The following is a 14,551-nucleotide window of genomic DNA, read 5'->3' as shown; positions in this document are numbered from 1 at the left end:
TATAGTATTTCTACGTATTGCTCCGCTGAAATAGCAAAGGTAGTATCCATAAAAAATACAAAGTTGATAAGGCGGATACATATCGCCAGTCACTCAGATGTTCCAAATAATAAGCAACATCAATAGGAGACCAGATGACCGACATCATCCTGGAGACAAAGAACCTGACGAAGGAATTCAGGGGATTTACTGCCGTCAACGGCGTCAACCTGCAAGTCGAGCGCGGTCATATTCATGCCTTGATCGGGCCGAACGGGGCGGGTAAAACGACCTGCTTCAATTTACTGACCAAATTCCTGGTTCCCACTTCCGGCCATATTTTCTTCAATGGCCGCGACATCACCACTGAGGCTCCGGCCCAGATCGCACGACAGGGCATTATTCGCTCGTTTCAAATCTCTGCGGTTTTCCCGCATTTAACCGTGATGGAAAACGTCCGGATCGGCTTGCAACGCAAGCTGGGGACCTCGTTCCATTTCTGGAAAAGCGGCAAGTCGCTGGCGCAATTGAACGAGCGCGCGATGGCGCTGCTGGCGGAAGTCGATCTGACTGAATTTGCTTCCACGCTGACCGTCGATTTGCCGTACGGCCGCAAGCGCGCGCTGGAAATCGCCACCACGCTGGGCATGGAGCCGGAACTGATGCTGCTCGATGAACCGACCCAGGGCATGGGGCACGAAGACGTCGACCGGGTGACCGCGCTGATTAAAAAAGTATCAGCCGGCCGCACCATCCTGATGGTGGAGCACAACATGAACGTGGTATCGGGCATTTGCGACAAGATCAGCGTGCTGCAACGCGGCGCCATGCTGGCCGAAGGGCGCTATCAGGAGGTGTCCAGCAATCCATTGGTGATGGAAGCCTATATGGGCACCACCACCGGCGCACTGGGAGGAGCACATTGATGTCCTCAGTCATTTCGTCTTCTGTTAATGCCGCCGGGGAGGCCGGCAACGCTGCGACGCCGGCGCTCAGCATCCACGATCTGCAAGCCTGGTACGGCGAATCGCATATTCTGCACAACGTCAATCTCGACGTGCATCAGGGCGAAGTGGTGACCCTGCTGGGCCGCAACGGCGCCGGCCGCACCACCACGATGCGCGCAATCATGGGGCTGACCGGCACCCGCAAGGGCTCGATCAAGATCGGCGGCCGTGAAACCATAGCCCTGCCGACTTACAAGATTGCCCATCTTGGGGTCGGTTACTGTCCGGAAGAACGCGGCATTTTTTCGTCGCTGTCGACTGAAGAAAATCTATTGCTGCCGCCATCGGTGTCGGATACCGACAAGGGCATGTCGATCGAAGAGATTTACGACATGTTCCCGAACCTGAAAGAACGCCGAGCGAGTCAGGGCACCCGCCTGTCCGGCGGCGAACAGCAGATGCTGGCGGTGGCGCGCATTTTGCGCACCGGTGCGCGGCTGCTGTTGCTGGATGAAATCTCCGAAGGCCTGGCGCCGGTCATCGTGCAGGCGCTGGCACGCATGATCACGACCTTGAAAGCCAAGGGTTATACGATTGTGATGGTGGAGCAGAACTTCCGTTTCGCCGCGCCGCTGGCGGACCGTTTTTATGTGATGGAGCACGGCCAGATCGTGGAAACCTTTGCCTCATCCGAGCTGGAGGCAAAGATGCCGGTGCTGAACACATTATTGGGCGTGTAGGGCGGAAAAGCGTAGCGCCTTCCGCCTTTGCGCCGACAGGACCGCGCTCAATCAATCCGCGACTGAAATCAATTTAAGAGTTTGCCCAAGAGATCTAAGAAGTGTTGTGAAGTCGATTTAAATAAAAAATGGAGAAGACAATGAACATCAAATCAAAAGCTCTGACACTTGCGCTTGGCGGCACGCTGGCAATCGGTTTGGCCGCTCCGGTTGCGGCGCAAATTTCCGGCGATGTGGTCAAGATCGGCTTCATCACCGACATGTCGAGCGTCTATTCCGACATCGACGGTCCTGGCGGGGCGGAGGCGATCAAGATGGCGATCGCCGATATGGGCGGCGCGATCAACGGCAAGAAAATCGAATTGCTGGTGGCGGACCATCAAAACAAAGCCGACATCGCCTCCAGCAAGGCACGCGAATGGTTCGACCAGCAGGGGCTGGACGTCCTGATCGGCGGCACCAACTCCGGCGCCGCGCTGGCCATGGCCAAGATCGCTTCCGAAAAGAAGAAACCGTTTTTCGAAATCGGCGCCGGCAGCGCGCGCCTGACCAATGAAGAATGCACCCCGTACACGGTACATTACGCGTACGACACCTACGCGCTGGCCAAGGGCACCGGCTCGGCGGTGGTGAAGCAGGGCGGCAAGAGCTGGTATTTCGTGACGGCCGATTATGCGTTCGGCGCGTCGTTGGAAAAAGACACGACGGCGGTGGTCAAGGCTTCCGGCGGCACAGTGCTGGGGGCGGTCAAACATCCATTGAATGCGTCCGATTTTTCTTCGTTCATGTTGCAGGCGCAATCATCGAAGGCGCAAATCATCGGTCTGGCGAATGCCGGCGGCGACTTGATCAACTCGGTCAAGGCCGCCAACGAATTCGGCGTGACCAAGAATGCCAAACTGGCCGGCTTGCTGGTGTTCATCAATGACATCCATTCGCTGACATTGAAGCAGACCCAGGGCATGTACCTGACCGACAGCTGGTACTGGGATCAAAACGACGAGTCGCGCAAATGGGCCAAGCGTTATTTCGAAAAAATGAAAAAAGAACCGTCCAGCCTGCAGGCCGGCGATTATTCCGCCGCGCTGCAATACCTGACCGCGGTCAAAGCGATCGGCACCGATGACGGCGACAAGGTGATCGCGCAGTTGCACAAAGCCAAATTCAACGACATGTTCGCCAAGAATGGCTATCTGCGCGCCGATGGCCGGGTGGTGCACGACATGTATTTGTTCCAGGTCAAGACGCCGGCCGAATCCAAATACCCCTGGGATTATCTGAAGATGGTGCAAACCATTCCCGGCGAGCAGGCATTTACCCCGAAGGCGGAATCCAAGTGCGCGCTTTGGAAATAATCGGAAGCTTGAAACAGTAATCGAGTCAGGCCGATAAGCAGGCCAAGCGTGGCGCAGACGGCGTGCCGATCAGAGTAAGGATCGACACGCCGTTGCGCTGTTTGATGGATTCTCACTCGTTCGAGTGATTCTTTATGACATTGCCATGGAAATTTTCGGCATTTCTTTGCAAGCCTTGATGAGCCAGTTGCTGCTGGGACTGGTCAACGGTTCGTTTTACGCGATGCTGTCGCTGGGCCTGGCCGTGATTTTCGGCTTGCTCAACGTGATCAACTTCGCGCACGGTGCGCTGTACATGATGGGCGCGTTCCTGGCGTGGCTCGGCCTGACGTATTTCAACCTGAATTATTGGGTGATGCTGATCGCCGCGCCGCTGCTGGTCGGCCTGTTCGGGATCGTGATCGAGAAGACCATGCTGCGCTGGTTGTACAAGCTGGATCATCTGTACGGCTTGCTGCTGACCTTCGGCATCACCTTGATGGTGGAAGGCATCTTCCGCTCGTTCTACGGGGTCTCCGGTCAGCCGTATTCGACCCCTGAGCTGTTGAGCGGCGCCACCGATCTGGGCTTCATGGTGCTGCCGAATTACCGCGCCTGGGTGGTGTTTGCCTCGCTGATCGTGTGTTTCGCGACCTGGTTCGTGATCGAAAAGACCAAGCTGGGCGCTTATCTGCGGGCCGGCACCGAGAATCCCAAACTGGTCGAAGCATTCGGCATCAATGTGCCGCTGATGGTGACCTTGACTTATGGTTTCGGCGTCGCTTTGGCGGCCTTTGCGGGGGTGCTGGCGGCGCCGGTGGTCCAGGTCTCGCCACTGATGGGCTCCAACCTGATTATCGTCGTGTTCGCGGTGGTGGTGATCGGCGGCATGGGGTCGATCATGGGCTCCATCATTACCGGTCTGGGGCTGGGCGTGATCGAGGGTTTGACCCGGGTATTTTATCCAGAGGCATCGGCGACGGTGGTGTTCATCGTGATGGCGATCGTATTGATGATTCGGCCTGCCGGGTTGTTCGGCAAAGAGAAATGATTGAGGGTGACCCAGCATGAATAAGAAAATTGGCTACGGATTGATCCTGCTTGCCGTGTTGGCGGCGCCGTTCGGCATCTATCCGGTGTTCCTGATGAAGTTGATCTGCTTTGCATTGTTTGCCTGTGCATTCAATTTGCTGATCGGTTTTACCGGTTTGTTGTCATTCGGACATGCTGCATTTTTTGGTGGAGCTGCCTATGTTGCCGGTTACGCGCTGAAAAGTCTTGGCCTGCCGCCTGAACTGGGATTGATTTTAGGGACGCTAAGCGGTGCGCTGATCGGGCTGGTGATGGGCAGCCTGGCGATCCGGAGGCAAGGGATTTACTTCACGATGATCACGCTGGCCTTGGCGCAGATGTTGTATTTCGTCTGTTTGCAAGCGCCGTTCACCGGCGGCGAAGACGGTTTGCAGGGCGTTTCGCGCGGGCGCTTATTGGGCATGTTCGACCTCAATAGCGACCTCACCCTGTATTACGTGGTGCTGGCGATTGCGGTGGCCGGGTTTGCCTTGATCGTACGGACGGTCAACTCGCCTTTCGGACAAGTGCTGAAAGCCATCAAGGAAAACGAGCCGCGCGCGATCTCGCTCGGCTACGACGTCAGTCGTTACAAACTGCTGGCCTTCGTGCTGTCGGCGGCGCTGGCAGGACTGGCGGGTTCGACCAAGACGCTGGTGCTGGGCTTCGCGACCTTGACCGATGTGCACTGGACCATGTCAGGGCTGGTCGTGTTGATGACGCTGGTCGGTGGCTTGGGCACGCTGACCGGGCCGATTGTCGGTGCGGTGATCATCGTTCTGCTGGAAAACAAGCTGGGCGATATCGGTTCCTGGCTGGCTTCGGTAACGCATATCGAATGGTTCAGCGGCTTGGGTGAGTCGGTGACCATCGTTACCGGGTTTATTTTTATCGTCTGCGTGCTGGCGTTCCGGCGTGGCATTGTCGGCGAGATTGGCGCTTTGCTTAAGCGCTCCCTTTCACCAGCGAAGAATTGATGTCGTTGTAAACTTCGCCTCGCTTTTTGAACCCGCACATGGCTTGTCTTGTGCGGGTTTTTTATTTGTGGCTGGTGACGCGAAAATCCACCATGTTGCCTAAAGAGAAACTCAACATGAGTTACTCGCGAAATGGGTCCCACGCCACTCCTTGCTTGCTCGTAAGTTGACGGAGGACGGTAAAATTGTGCTCCCTGTTAACTCTCGCTATCAGTTTGCTAGCACTCTTGATTCCGCTCCAATGAAATTACAAACCTGTATGACCTCCAGTGCCAAGCTTGATGGTTTTTTGCTGAAAGGTAGCGTATCCAATGCCTGAACTGCTACCTGATTTTTTCATCCTGGCTGCTGCGGCTTTTATCGCAGGGCTGATTGATGCGGTTGTCGGCGGAGGAGGGCTGGTACAGATTCCGGCGCTATTCTCGATGCTGCCCAATGCGGTGCCGGCAACAGTATTCGGCACCAATAAATTGGCCGGGGTATTTGGCACCACTGCCGCGGCCGTCAATTTTTCGCGAAGAGTGAAGCTGGCATGGAGTACTGCGCTGCCGGCTGCCGGCGCCGCATTTGTATTTGCGTTTCTGGGTGCTTACACGGTGACCCATGTGCCGACCGAAGCGATTCGCAAGACCTTGCCTTTTATCCTGTTGGCTGTGGCGATCTATACCTTGAAGAAGAAGAACTTTGGGAGTGTTCATGCGCCTATGCATACTGGCTCGACAGAGATGCTGATTGCAATTTTAATTGGCGGCGGCATCGGCTTTTACGACGGACTTTTCGGACCTGGTACGGGTAGCTTCCTGATCTTCCTGTTTATTCGATTTTTTGGCTTCGATTTCCTGTCCGCATCCGCGGTGTCCAAGGTTGTGAACGTTGCGACCAATTTTGCGGCCTTGCTTTGGTTTGGATATAGCGGGCATATCATCTGGCAACTTGGATTGTTGATGGCTATCTGTAATGTCGCGGGGTCTGTGCTGGGCACGAAACTGGCAATCAAACACGGCAGCGGTTTTGTGCGTAAATTGTTTTTGCTGGTTGTATCGGTATTGATATTGAAGACCGGTTACGATGCGTTCCTAAAATAATTTGAGGATTACTCGATGCCAATACGGCGATTGTTTCACGTGAAACAATCGCCGTTGTTGTTTTTAAACGCCATCGTCTTATGTTTCACGTGAAACAATCCGCGCAGGATGTTCAATCAAAGGGGAAAACGGGCAGCATGCTTTATAATCACGCGTCTGTTCACCGTTTACCATCGTCTCCACGAGGCGCACTATGCTTTTTCCTACAAACTTTGATGTAATCGTTGTTGGCGGTGGCCATGCCGGTACCGAGGCTGCCCTCGCATCTGCCCGCATGGGCCAAAAAACTCTATTGTTGACACACAATATTGAGACTCTGGGGCAGATGTCCTGCAATCCGTCCATCGGCGGGATAGGCAAGGGCCATCTGGTCAAAGAAGTCGATGCGATGGGCGGCGCAATGGCGATTGCCACCGATGAGGCCGGTATCCAGTTCCGGATTCTGAATTCATCAAAGGGGCCAGCGGTGCGTGCCACGCGTGCACAGGCGGATCGCATCCTGTACAAGCAAGCGATCCGCTCGCGCTTGGAAAATCAACCCAATTTGTGGCTGTTCCAACAGGCCGTCGATGACCTGCTGGTGGAAGGCGATCGTGTAGTAGGGGCGGTGACTCAGGTTGGCATCCAGTTTCGCAGCCGCGCAGTGGTCTTGACCGCGGGTACTTTCCTCGATGGCAAAATCCATGTCGGGTTGAACAACTACTCGGCTGGGCGCGCAGGCGACCCTCCGGCAATCTCGCTGTCGGCACGCTTGAAAGAGTTGAAGCTGCCGCAGGGCCGCTTGAAAACCGGGACGCCGCCGCGTATCGACGGCCGCACCATTGATTTTTCTGTGATGCAGGAACAACCGGGCGATCTGGATCCGGTACCGGTGTTTTCCGTGATGGGCAATACCGCGATGCATCCGACCCAATTGCCATGCTGGATTACCCACACAAATCTGCAAACGCATGACATCATCCGCGCCGGCCTGGATCGCAGCCCGATGTATACCGGCGTGATCGAAGGGGTAGGGCCGCGCTACTGCCCATCGATCGAAGACAAGATTCATCGGTTTTCCGGCAAGGATTCGCACCAGATCTTCCTCGAGCCGGAAGGGTTGACCACCAACGAGTTTTATCCGAATGGTATTTCGACCAGCTTGCCGTTCGACGTGCAACTGGCATTGGTACGCTCGATGCGCGGGCTTGAGAACGCCCATATCCTGCGTCCCGGCTATGCGATCGAATACGATTATTTCGATCCGCGCGGTTTGAAGGCTTCGCTGGAAACCAAATCTATCCAGGGTCTGTACTTTGCTGGCCAGATCAACGGCACCACCGGCTACGAAGAAGCGGCCGCGCAAGGCATGCTGGCTGGCTTGAACGCGGCTTTGCAAACGCAAGAACGCGATGCCTGGACGCCACGCCGCGACGAAGCCTATCTCGGCGTGCTGGTGGATGACCTGATTACCCAGGGCGTGCAAGAGCCGTACCGCATGTTCACCAGCCGGGCCGAGTATCGCTTGAGCTTGCGCGAAGATAATGCCGACTTGCGCTTGACCGAGATCGGCCGTCAGCTTGGCTGCGTCGGCGATGCGCAATGGGCGCAATTTGAACAGAAGCGTGAAGCTGTTGCACGTGAAATGGAACGTCTGCGCTCGACCTGGGTCAGCCCACGCTTGCTGGCCGATGCCGAAGCTGAGAGAGTTGTTGGAAAAATAATAGAACGCGAATACGCGCTTGCCGATTTGCTGCGTCGCCCAAATGTTACTTATGATCAACTTATGACCTTGACCGGCGTCGATGGGCAAAACCTCGGAGGCCCGGCTGTCGAGGACGACAGCGTCAAGGAGCAGGTCGAGATTCAAGTCAAATATGCGGGTTATATCGACCGTCAGGCGCGCGAAGTCGAGCGCCATGAAAACAATGAGAATTTGAAGCTGCCGGCCAATCTGGATTACATGGAAGTGCAAGCCTTGTCGATCGAGGTCCGGCAGAAGCTGAACTTGCATAGACCGGAAACCTTCGGCCAGGCTTCGCGCATTTCCGGCGTAACGCCGGCTGCGCTGTCGCTGTTACTGGTACACCTGAAAAAAGGCGGCATGAAAAAACTCGGCAACGCCGATGATCAGGCGGCCTGAAATAATTTGAATAATGAGGCACCTCGAAAAACCGTAGCGAGCGGCCCAAGGTCGGGATGAGAAGCGCAGCCGTACGAAGGTACGGTGAGCATCGCAGGCCCGAGATTGAGCCGCGCAGTAGGTTTTTCGAGGTGCCCGTCAATGACCACCAAGGTAATCGTGGGGATAGTAAGGAACTGGCAGCATGAGTGTAATGAATACCGCTTCGAACACATCGTTGGAACTCAGTTTGCGCGAAGGCGCGCAAGCGCTGGGACTGGCGCTGAATGACAAGCAACAGCAGCAATTGCTGGATTATCTGGCACTGTTGGCAAAATGGAATCGCGTCTATAACCTGACCTCGATCCGCGAGCCGGCCCAGATGATGACCCATCATTTGCTGGACTCGCTGGCGGTGGTGCCGGCTTTTGCCGAGGCCGACAATGTGCTGGATGTCGGGGCCGGAGGCGGCCTGCCTGGCATGATATTGGCGATCTGGGCAGCGGCGGCGCGGCCGGCGATGCAGGTCTCGATGATAGACACGGTGCACAAGAAAACCGCTTTCCTGACGCAAGTCAAAGCGCAACTCGGATTGAACAACGTCAGTGTGCACACGGCGCGGGTGGAGCAGCTGCAGGTACCGCACAAGTTCGATGTGATTACTTCGCGCGCGTTTGCCGAGCTGGCCGATTTTATTAACTGGTCTGCGCATTTGCTGGCGGATGGCGGTCAGTTCATTGCGCTCAAGGGAGTGCAGCCGGATGACGAAATCGCGCGCTTGCCGGCCGGCTGGCAAGTGACCGAAGTGCGGCCGCTGAGCGTGCCCGGGCTGGATGCAGAACGGCATTTGATATTTATCAAACGATCGACGACGACTAACCCCACAACCTGAAACCACTACATGGCAAAAATCTTCTGTGTCGCCAATCAAAAGGGCGGGGTCGGCAAAACTACCACCGCCGTCAATCTGGCCGCTGGCCTGGCCCAACTGAATCAGCGCGTATTGCTGGCCGACCTCGATCCGCAAGGCAATGCGACGATGGGGGCGGGGATCAACAAGGCAACCTTGACCGCTTCGATTTACGAAGTCTTGTTGGGGATGTCGGATATCAAAACCGTGCGCAAGACTTCCGAAACCGGCGGCTTCGATGTGCTGCCGGCCAATCGCGAACTGGCGGGCGCCGAAGTCGAGATGGTCGAACTCGAGAACCGCGAAAAGCGATTGAAGGATGCTTTCGCCAGCGTCGCCGACGATTACGACTTTATCCTGATCGATTGCCCGCCGGCCTTGTCGATGTTGACCCTGAATGGCTTGTGCGCCGCCAACGGCGTGATCATCCCGATGCAGTGCGAGTATTACGCGCTGGAGGGCTTGTCCGATTTGGTCAATACCATCAAGAAGGTGCACGCCAACCTGAATCCTGATCTGAAAATCATCGGCCTGCTGCGGGTCATGTTCGATCCGCGCATGACGCTGTCGCAGCAGGTGTCGGTCGAGCTGGAAAAACACTTCGGCGACAAGGTCTTCAAGACCGTGATCCCGCGCAACGTCCGACTCGCCGAAGCGCCGTCCTACGGCATGCCCGGGGTCAGTTTCGATGTCGCCTCGAAAGGTGCGCAGGCTTATATCGCATTTGGCGCCGAGATGGTGGAACGCATCAAGACGATGTGATTCACGTGCAAGCACGAGGCAATTTACCAAGCAACACGTAATCTACGGTAGGAAAAGATGGTCACGAAAAAATCAAAAGGACTCGGTCGCGGTCTGGAAGCATTGTTAGGCGGCTCGACCGACATCAGCGAAGCGGTACCGACGATTGCCGGTGCGCCGTCGGTATTGCCGGTGACGCTGATGCAGGCCGGCAAATATCAGCCGCGGACACGCATGGATGAGGGCGCGCTGGCGGAACTGGCATCGTCGATCAAGGAGCAGGGCTTGCTGCAACCGATCCTGGTGCGGCCGATTGCATTGCACAACGGCGCCCAGCATTATGAAATCATAGCCGGCGAACGGCGTTACCGGGCGGCCCAACTGGCTGGCCTGATCGAGGTGCCGGTACTGGTCAAGGATGTCGACGACCAGACCACCGCCGCGATGGCGCTGATTGAAAACATGCAGCGCGAAGACCTGAATCCGCTGGAAGAAGCGCAAGGTATTCATCGCCTGATCACCGATTTCAGTTTTACCCACGAGCAGGCGGCAACCTCGGTCGGCCGTTCGCGCAGTGCGGTGTCGAATCTGTTGCGCCTGCTGAATCTGGCCAAGCCGGTCCAGACCATGCTGATGGCGGGCGATATCGACATGGGACACGCGCGGGCACTGCTGGCGGTGGACGGCGCGACCCAGATAACCTTGGCCAACCAGGTTGTGGCCAAACGCATGTCGGTGCGCGATACGGAAAAACTGGTCGTGCGCGCCGGCGCCGAAATGGAAGCGGAGAATCGTCCGCCCAAGAACAAGGAAAAATCGCGCGACATCGCTCGCCTGGAAGAAGAGTTGTCGGATCTGCTGGCGACCCAGGTCAGCATCAAGACCGGCGCCAAAAACCGCGGCCAGCTGATCATCGACTTCGCCAATCTGGATGCGCTGGACGGTTTGATCAGTCGCTTGAAAGGCGCTGAATAAATAGAATGACGACCAACAAATAACAAGCAAGAAGCTGCTCCGACTAACCACTAGCGTTGAGTGCCAATATGCCATCCAATCACCCGCAAGCGACTATTTTGCTGCTGCCCGGCCTGAACAATTCAGATGAGGAACATTGGCAAACCTACTGGGAACGCATGCTGCCGAACGCGCAACGTGTGCGGCAACAGGAGTGGGACGCGCCGGTGCGGAGCGACTGGGTGGCGACCCTGGATGCAGCAATCCGGGCCGCGGGTGCGCCGGTTATTTTGGTCGCTCATAGTCTCGGCTGCGCACTGGTGGCTTGGTGGACTGCGCAGTTCGGGCAGCAGCCGCATGCCGCCAAGGTCAAGGGCGCACTGCTGGTTGCTCCGCCGGATGTCGAGCGCGCCGATTTTCCGGATTGCGCGAGCGGCTTTGCACCAATGCCGCAGCTTGCGCTGCCGTTTCCAAGTACGGTGATCGCCTCATCCGATGACCCCTGGTGCGCGCCGGCACGAACCCAATCCTGGGCCGCCGACTGGGGCGCGCAGTTTCACCTCATTGGTGCACACGGTCATATCAACGCAGCTAGCAGACTTGCCGATTGGGCCCAGGGACGAGACTGGCTGCGGCAATTGGAAGCTGGCGCGAGCGTTGCATAAGCTCATGATTCGGCAGCAAAAGTTTGACGAAAGCCGCGGCCAGCCTTTATAATCCTCGGGCTTCTAAAACAGCCGTAACCAGTTGTAAATAGCAGTTGTAAATTGACTGTACCCCCGCTGCAATCGCGCCTTGTCTGGCGCGACGTTTCGCACAATATTGGATCAGTATGCTGCGCATTGTGCTTATGCAATTTGTTACTACGGTCGTGCTGGCAAGCGTGGCAGGTTTACTGGCAGGCATATCCGGATTCTGTTCTGCGCTATTGGGTGGTCTGTGTTGCGCGGTCCCCAATGGTCTGTTTGCTCTTCGCCTTTATATCAGTGCGCGCAAGCCCGGCGGAGCCAATCCGATGTCATTTTTCATCGGCGAGTTTGTCAAAATTGCTACGACGATTGCGCTGATTGGCGCAGTTGTATGGTTGTACCGCGGTGTCAATTGGTTGGCTTTCATTGTCAGCTTCATCGTGGTGCTCAAGAGTTACATAATCTTACTGTTTAGACATCGATCATGACTGAAGCTGCACGCGACGTAATAACCCCCTCCGAATATATCCAGCACCATCTCGGACATTTCGCCACTAGCCATCAAGCCAAAGTCGTCGATTTTTCGATCATCAATATGGACACGATTTTCTGGTCCGTATTTGCCGGCGTGCTCGGCTGCCTGTTCATGTATCTGGCGGCGCGCAAGGCAACTTCAAGTGTCCCCGGCCGTTTTCAGGCATTTGTCGAAATGGTGGTCGAGATGGTCGATGGCCAGGCCAAAGCCATCGTTCACGGCGACCGTAGCTTCATCGCACCGCTGGCGCTGACCGTCTTCATCTGGGTGGCGCTGATGAACTCGCTCGACTTCCTGCCGGTCGACATGTTCTCTTCCCTGTTCAAGATGATCGGCCTGGACAGCGTGATCTCCCATCACCGCGTGGTACCGACCGCCGATTTGAACGGCACCCTGGGCATCGCGCTCGGCGTGCTGGCCCTGATGCTGTATTACAGCATCAAGATCAAGGGTGCAGGCGGCTTTGTCCATGAACTGCTGTCGGCGCCATTCGGCATCTGGCTGGCGCCGTTCAACCTGCTGTTGAATATCATCGAATTCGCTGCAAAAACCGTGTCGCTTGGCATGCGACTGTTCGGCAACATGTATGCCGGCGAATTGCTGTTCCTGTTGATCGCATTGCTCGGTTCCACTGCTACGGCATTCGGTTTCGTCGGCCATGTGGTTGCCGGTTCGATTTGGGCGATTTTCCATATCCTGATCGTGTTGTTGCAAGCGTTTATTTTCATGATGTTGACCTTGGTCTACATCGGTCAGGCGCACGAAGCTCACTAATAAGTGATCGACGCGTACTGATGGAGCCGGCTCGGCTCGGCGTTATCTGGTTTTTGGTGTTTTAGATTTGTCTCTTTGTATTAACTTAACTTTGAAGGAATTGTCATGACTGATGTATCTTTTGTTGCTTTGGCTTGTGGTCTGATCATTGGCTTGGGCGCTATCGGTGCTTGTATCGGTATCGCGATCATGGGCGGTAAGTACTTGGAAGCATCGGCCCGCCAACCAGAACTGATGAACACCCTGCAAACCAAGATGTTCCTGCTGGCTGGTCTGATCGACGCTGCGTTCCTGATCGGCGTTGGTATCGCAATGTTGTTCGCATTCGCAAATCCGTTCATCGCGCATTAATTGAGTCGAGCAGAATCGATTCAGCGCTTCGGCAATTTGGCCGAAACGCATGATTCGCTACTCATTATTCTGAGAAGGAAATTACCGTGAACTTAAATGCAACATTGTTTGCGCAGTTCGTGGTCTTCTTTATCCTGGCGCTGTTCACGATGAAATTCGTGTGGCCGCCGCTGATAAAGGCGCTCGATGAGCGCGCGAAGAAGATTGCGGACGGCCTGGCAGCCGCTGATCGCGGCAAGGCAGATCTGGCAGCCGCTGAAAAGCGCGCTTCGGCAGAACTGGCAACAGCGCGTGACGAAGGTCAAAAGCGTATTGGCGAAGCTGAAAAGCGCGGCCAGCTGATTATCGACGAAGCAAAGAAAGTCGCTTCTGAAGAAGCAGCACGCATCATCGCTAACGCCAAGGCTGAAGCAGAACAGCAAATGACCAAAGCACGCGAAGAATTGCGCGGCGAAGTTGCGACCCTCGCGGTCAAAGGCGCTGAGCAGATTCTGAAGCGCGAAGTCAATCTTGCGGCACATGCCGATTTGCTGAACCAACTGAAAACAGAGCTGTAATCATGGCAGAACTTGCAACGATTGCTCGCCCTTACGCAGAAGCCCTGTTCCGCGTAGCCAAGTCGCAAGATCTGGCTGCCTGGTCGAATCTGGTGTCCGAGATGGCCAATGTCATCGCCCATCCCGAAGTCAAGGCGCTGGTGCAAAATCCGGCCATGACGCACCAGCAGGTTACCGATACTTTTCTGTCGCTATTGAAATCGCCGCTCAATGCCGAAGCAAAAAACTTCGTCGCTACGCTGGTTGAAAACGGCCGTCTGATTGTTTTGCCGGAAATCGCAGAGCAATTCCAGGCGCTGAAAAACGCCGAAGAAGGCGCTGCCGACGCTGAAATCACCAGTGCTTTTGAAATGACCGAAGCGCAAGTGAAGGATTTGGTCGCCACGCTGGAAAAGAAATTTGGCCGCAAGCTGAATCCATCGGTAACGGTGGACAACTCGCTGATCGGTGGTGTGCGTGTGGTAGTCGGTGACGAAGTGTTCGACACCTCGGTGCGTGCGAAGCTGCAACAGTTACATACTGCTTTGGCTGCGTAAGTATCAATTCATTGCGGGACAGAGTTTAAAAACCACCGCAGCGTGGCGAATTACTCTGTCCTCAACTGATTAGAGTGATTTATTGCAGGACAGGATTAAGCATGGCGATACTCTGTCCTCAATGAATTAGAACCGAGTGGCTTGAGCCCCTAGCGTAAGCGAAGATCTTGTGAAGAAATCCTAGCGAGCGCTCCAAAATCGAGCCGACGATGTCGTCGCACCTGCATCGAGAAACGGTACGGTGCGCATCGCAGGCACATCTTGGAACGC

Annotated in this window: 16 protein-coding genes; all 16 read left to right on the top strand. The window is 55.7% G+C overall.

The window, feature by feature from the left end; translation table 11 throughout:
• The first annotated feature begins 134 nt into the window (after positions 1–134).
• Complete coding sequence (locus ACFPM8_RS04610) at positions 135–905, top strand: ABC transporter ATP-binding protein (RefSeq protein ID WP_378995424.1); 771 nt, start codon at positions 135–137, stop codon at positions 903–905.
• Complete coding sequence (locus tag ACFPM8_RS04605) at positions 905–1,666, top strand: ABC transporter ATP-binding protein (RefSeq protein WP_378995422.1); 762 nt, start codon at positions 905–907, stop codon at positions 1,664–1,666. The genes ACFPM8_RS04610 and ACFPM8_RS04605 overlap by 1 nt, the downstream gene beginning before the upstream one ends.
• 146 nt (positions 1,667–1,812) lie before the next feature.
• Complete coding sequence (locus ACFPM8_RS04600; protein WP_378995741.1) at positions 1,813–3,021, top strand: ABC transporter substrate-binding protein; 1,209 nt, start codon at positions 1,813–1,815, stop codon at positions 3,019–3,021.
• A 145-nt stretch (positions 3,022–3,166) separates the two neighbouring features.
• On the top strand, positions 3,167–4,051 hold the full coding sequence (locus ACFPM8_RS04595) for a branched-chain amino acid ABC transporter permease (RefSeq protein ID WP_378995420.1): 885 nt from the start codon (positions 3,167–3,169) through the stop codon (positions 4,049–4,051).
• Between the two features lie 16 nt (positions 4,052–4,067).
• Positions 4,068–5,048 carry a branched-chain amino acid ABC transporter permease gene (locus ACFPM8_RS04590; RefSeq protein ID WP_378995417.1) on the top strand — a complete coding sequence of 327 codons (981 nt, stop codon included), beginning with the start codon at positions 4,068–4,070 and terminating at the stop codon, positions 5,046–5,048.
• Between the two features lie 311 nt (positions 5,049–5,359).
• Positions 5,360–6,133, top strand: a complete 774-nt coding sequence (locus tag ACFPM8_RS04585) for a sulfite exporter TauE/SafE family protein (RefSeq protein ID WP_378995415.1) — start codon at positions 5,360–5,362, stop codon at positions 6,131–6,133.
• Positions 6,134–6,326: 193 nt separating this feature from the next.
• Entirely contained in the window at positions 6,327–8,255 is a 1,929-nt protein-coding gene (gene mnmG / locus ACFPM8_RS04580) for a tRNA uridine-5-carboxymethylaminomethyl(34) synthesis enzyme MnmG (RefSeq protein ID WP_378995412.1), read from the top strand.
• Between the two features lie 193 nt (positions 8,256–8,448).
• Positions 8,449–9,126: a 16S rRNA (guanine(527)-N(7))-methyltransferase RsmG gene (rsmG, locus tag ACFPM8_RS04575; protein ID WP_378995739.1), complete on the top strand. Its 678-nt coding sequence runs from the start codon at positions 8,449–8,451 to the stop codon at positions 9,124–9,126.
• Between the two features lie 9 nt (positions 9,127–9,135).
• Positions 9,136–9,906, top strand: coding sequence for a ParA family protein (locus ACFPM8_RS04570; protein ID WP_378995410.1), 771 nt, complete (start codon positions 9,136–9,138; stop codon positions 9,904–9,906).
• 57 nt (positions 9,907–9,963) lie between these two features.
• Positions 9,964–10,860 carry a ParB/RepB/Spo0J family partition protein gene (locus ACFPM8_RS04565; protein WP_378995407.1) on the top strand — a complete coding sequence of 299 codons (897 nt, stop codon included), beginning with the start codon at positions 9,964–9,966 and terminating at the stop codon, positions 10,858–10,860.
• 68 nt (positions 10,861–10,928) lie between these two features.
• Positions 10,929–11,504: an RBBP9/YdeN family alpha/beta hydrolase gene (locus tag ACFPM8_RS04560; protein ID WP_378995406.1), complete on the top strand. Its 576-nt coding sequence runs from the start codon at positions 10,929–10,931 to the stop codon at positions 11,502–11,504.
• A gap of 167 nt (positions 11,505–11,671) precedes the next feature.
• Positions 11,672–12,016 (top strand): ATP synthase subunit I, encoded by a 345-nt coding sequence (locus tag ACFPM8_RS04555; protein WP_378995404.1) that lies wholly within the window; start codon positions 11,672–11,674, stop codon positions 12,014–12,016.
• Positions 12,013–12,837: a F0F1 ATP synthase subunit A gene (atpB, locus tag ACFPM8_RS04550; RefSeq protein WP_378995402.1), complete on the top strand. Its 825-nt coding sequence runs from the start codon at positions 12,013–12,015 to the stop codon at positions 12,835–12,837. Before ACFPM8_RS04555 ends, atpB begins: the two co-directional genes overlap by 4 nt.
• A gap of 105 nt (positions 12,838–12,942) precedes the next feature.
• Positions 12,943–13,188 carry a F0F1 ATP synthase subunit C gene (gene atpE, locus ACFPM8_RS04545; protein WP_378995400.1) on the top strand — a complete coding sequence of 82 codons (246 nt, stop codon included), beginning with the start codon at positions 12,943–12,945 and terminating at the stop codon, positions 13,186–13,188.
• A gap of 86 nt (positions 13,189–13,274) precedes the next feature.
• Entirely contained in the window at positions 13,275–13,745 is a 471-nt protein-coding gene (locus tag ACFPM8_RS04540) for a F0F1 ATP synthase subunit B (RefSeq protein ID WP_378995398.1), read from the top strand.
• Positions 13,746–13,747: 2 nt separating this feature from the next.
• Complete coding sequence (locus tag ACFPM8_RS04535) at positions 13,748–14,281, top strand: F0F1 ATP synthase subunit delta (RefSeq protein WP_378995396.1); 534 nt, start codon at positions 13,748–13,750, stop codon at positions 14,279–14,281.
• The last annotated feature ends 270 nt before the right edge of the window (positions 14,282–14,551 follow it).

Origin of the sequence: Paraherbaspirillum soli (genome assembly GCF_042654985.1) — a bacterium.
Taxonomy (GTDB): domain Bacteria; phylum Pseudomonadota; class Gammaproteobacteria; order Burkholderiales; family Burkholderiaceae_D; genus Paraherbaspirillum; species Paraherbaspirillum soli.
This window is presented reverse-complemented; position numbering and strand designations above follow the sequence as displayed.

Coding starts and splice junctions, on each gene's coding strand:
- atpE (WP_378995400.1), top strand. CDS start 12,943: ATGACTGATGTATCTTTTGTTGCTTTGGCTTGTGGTCTGATCATTGGC.
- ACFPM8_RS04565 (WP_378995407.1), top strand. CDS start 9,964: ATGGTCACGAAAAAATCAAAAGGACTCGGTCGCGGTCTGGAAGCATTG.
- ACFPM8_RS04590 (WP_378995417.1), top strand. CDS start 4,068: ATGAATAAGAAAATTGGCTACGGATTGATCCTGCTTGCCGTGTTGGCG.
- ACFPM8_RS04585 (WP_378995415.1), top strand. CDS start 5,360: ATGCCTGAACTGCTACCTGATTTTTTCATCCTGGCTGCTGCGGCTTTT.
- ACFPM8_RS04555 (WP_378995404.1), top strand. CDS start 11,672: ATGCTGCGCATTGTGCTTATGCAATTTGTTACTACGGTCGTGCTGGCA.
- ACFPM8_RS04535 (WP_378995396.1), top strand. CDS start 13,748: ATGGCAGAACTTGCAACGATTGCTCGCCCTTACGCAGAAGCCCTGTTC.
- ACFPM8_RS04560 (WP_378995406.1), top strand. CDS start 10,929: ATGCCATCCAATCACCCGCAAGCGACTATTTTGCTGCTGCCCGGCCTG.
- ACFPM8_RS04570 (WP_378995410.1), top strand. CDS start 9,136: ATGGCAAAAATCTTCTGTGTCGCCAATCAAAAGGGCGGGGTCGGCAAA.
- ACFPM8_RS04605 (WP_378995422.1), top strand. CDS start 905: ATGTCCTCAGTCATTTCGTCTTCTGTTAATGCCGCCGGGGAGGCCGGC.
- atpB (WP_378995402.1), top strand. CDS start 12,013: ATGACTGAAGCTGCACGCGACGTAATAACCCCCTCCGAATATATCCAG.
- mnmG (WP_378995412.1), top strand. CDS start 6,327: ATGCTTTTTCCTACAAACTTTGATGTAATCGTTGTTGGCGGTGGCCAT.
- ACFPM8_RS04610 (WP_378995424.1), top strand. CDS start 135: ATGACCGACATCATCCTGGAGACAAAGAACCTGACGAAGGAATTCAGG.
- rsmG (WP_378995739.1), top strand. CDS start 8,449: ATGAATACCGCTTCGAACACATCGTTGGAACTCAGTTTGCGCGAAGGC.
- ACFPM8_RS04595 (WP_378995420.1), top strand. CDS start 3,167: ATGGAAATTTTCGGCATTTCTTTGCAAGCCTTGATGAGCCAGTTGCTG.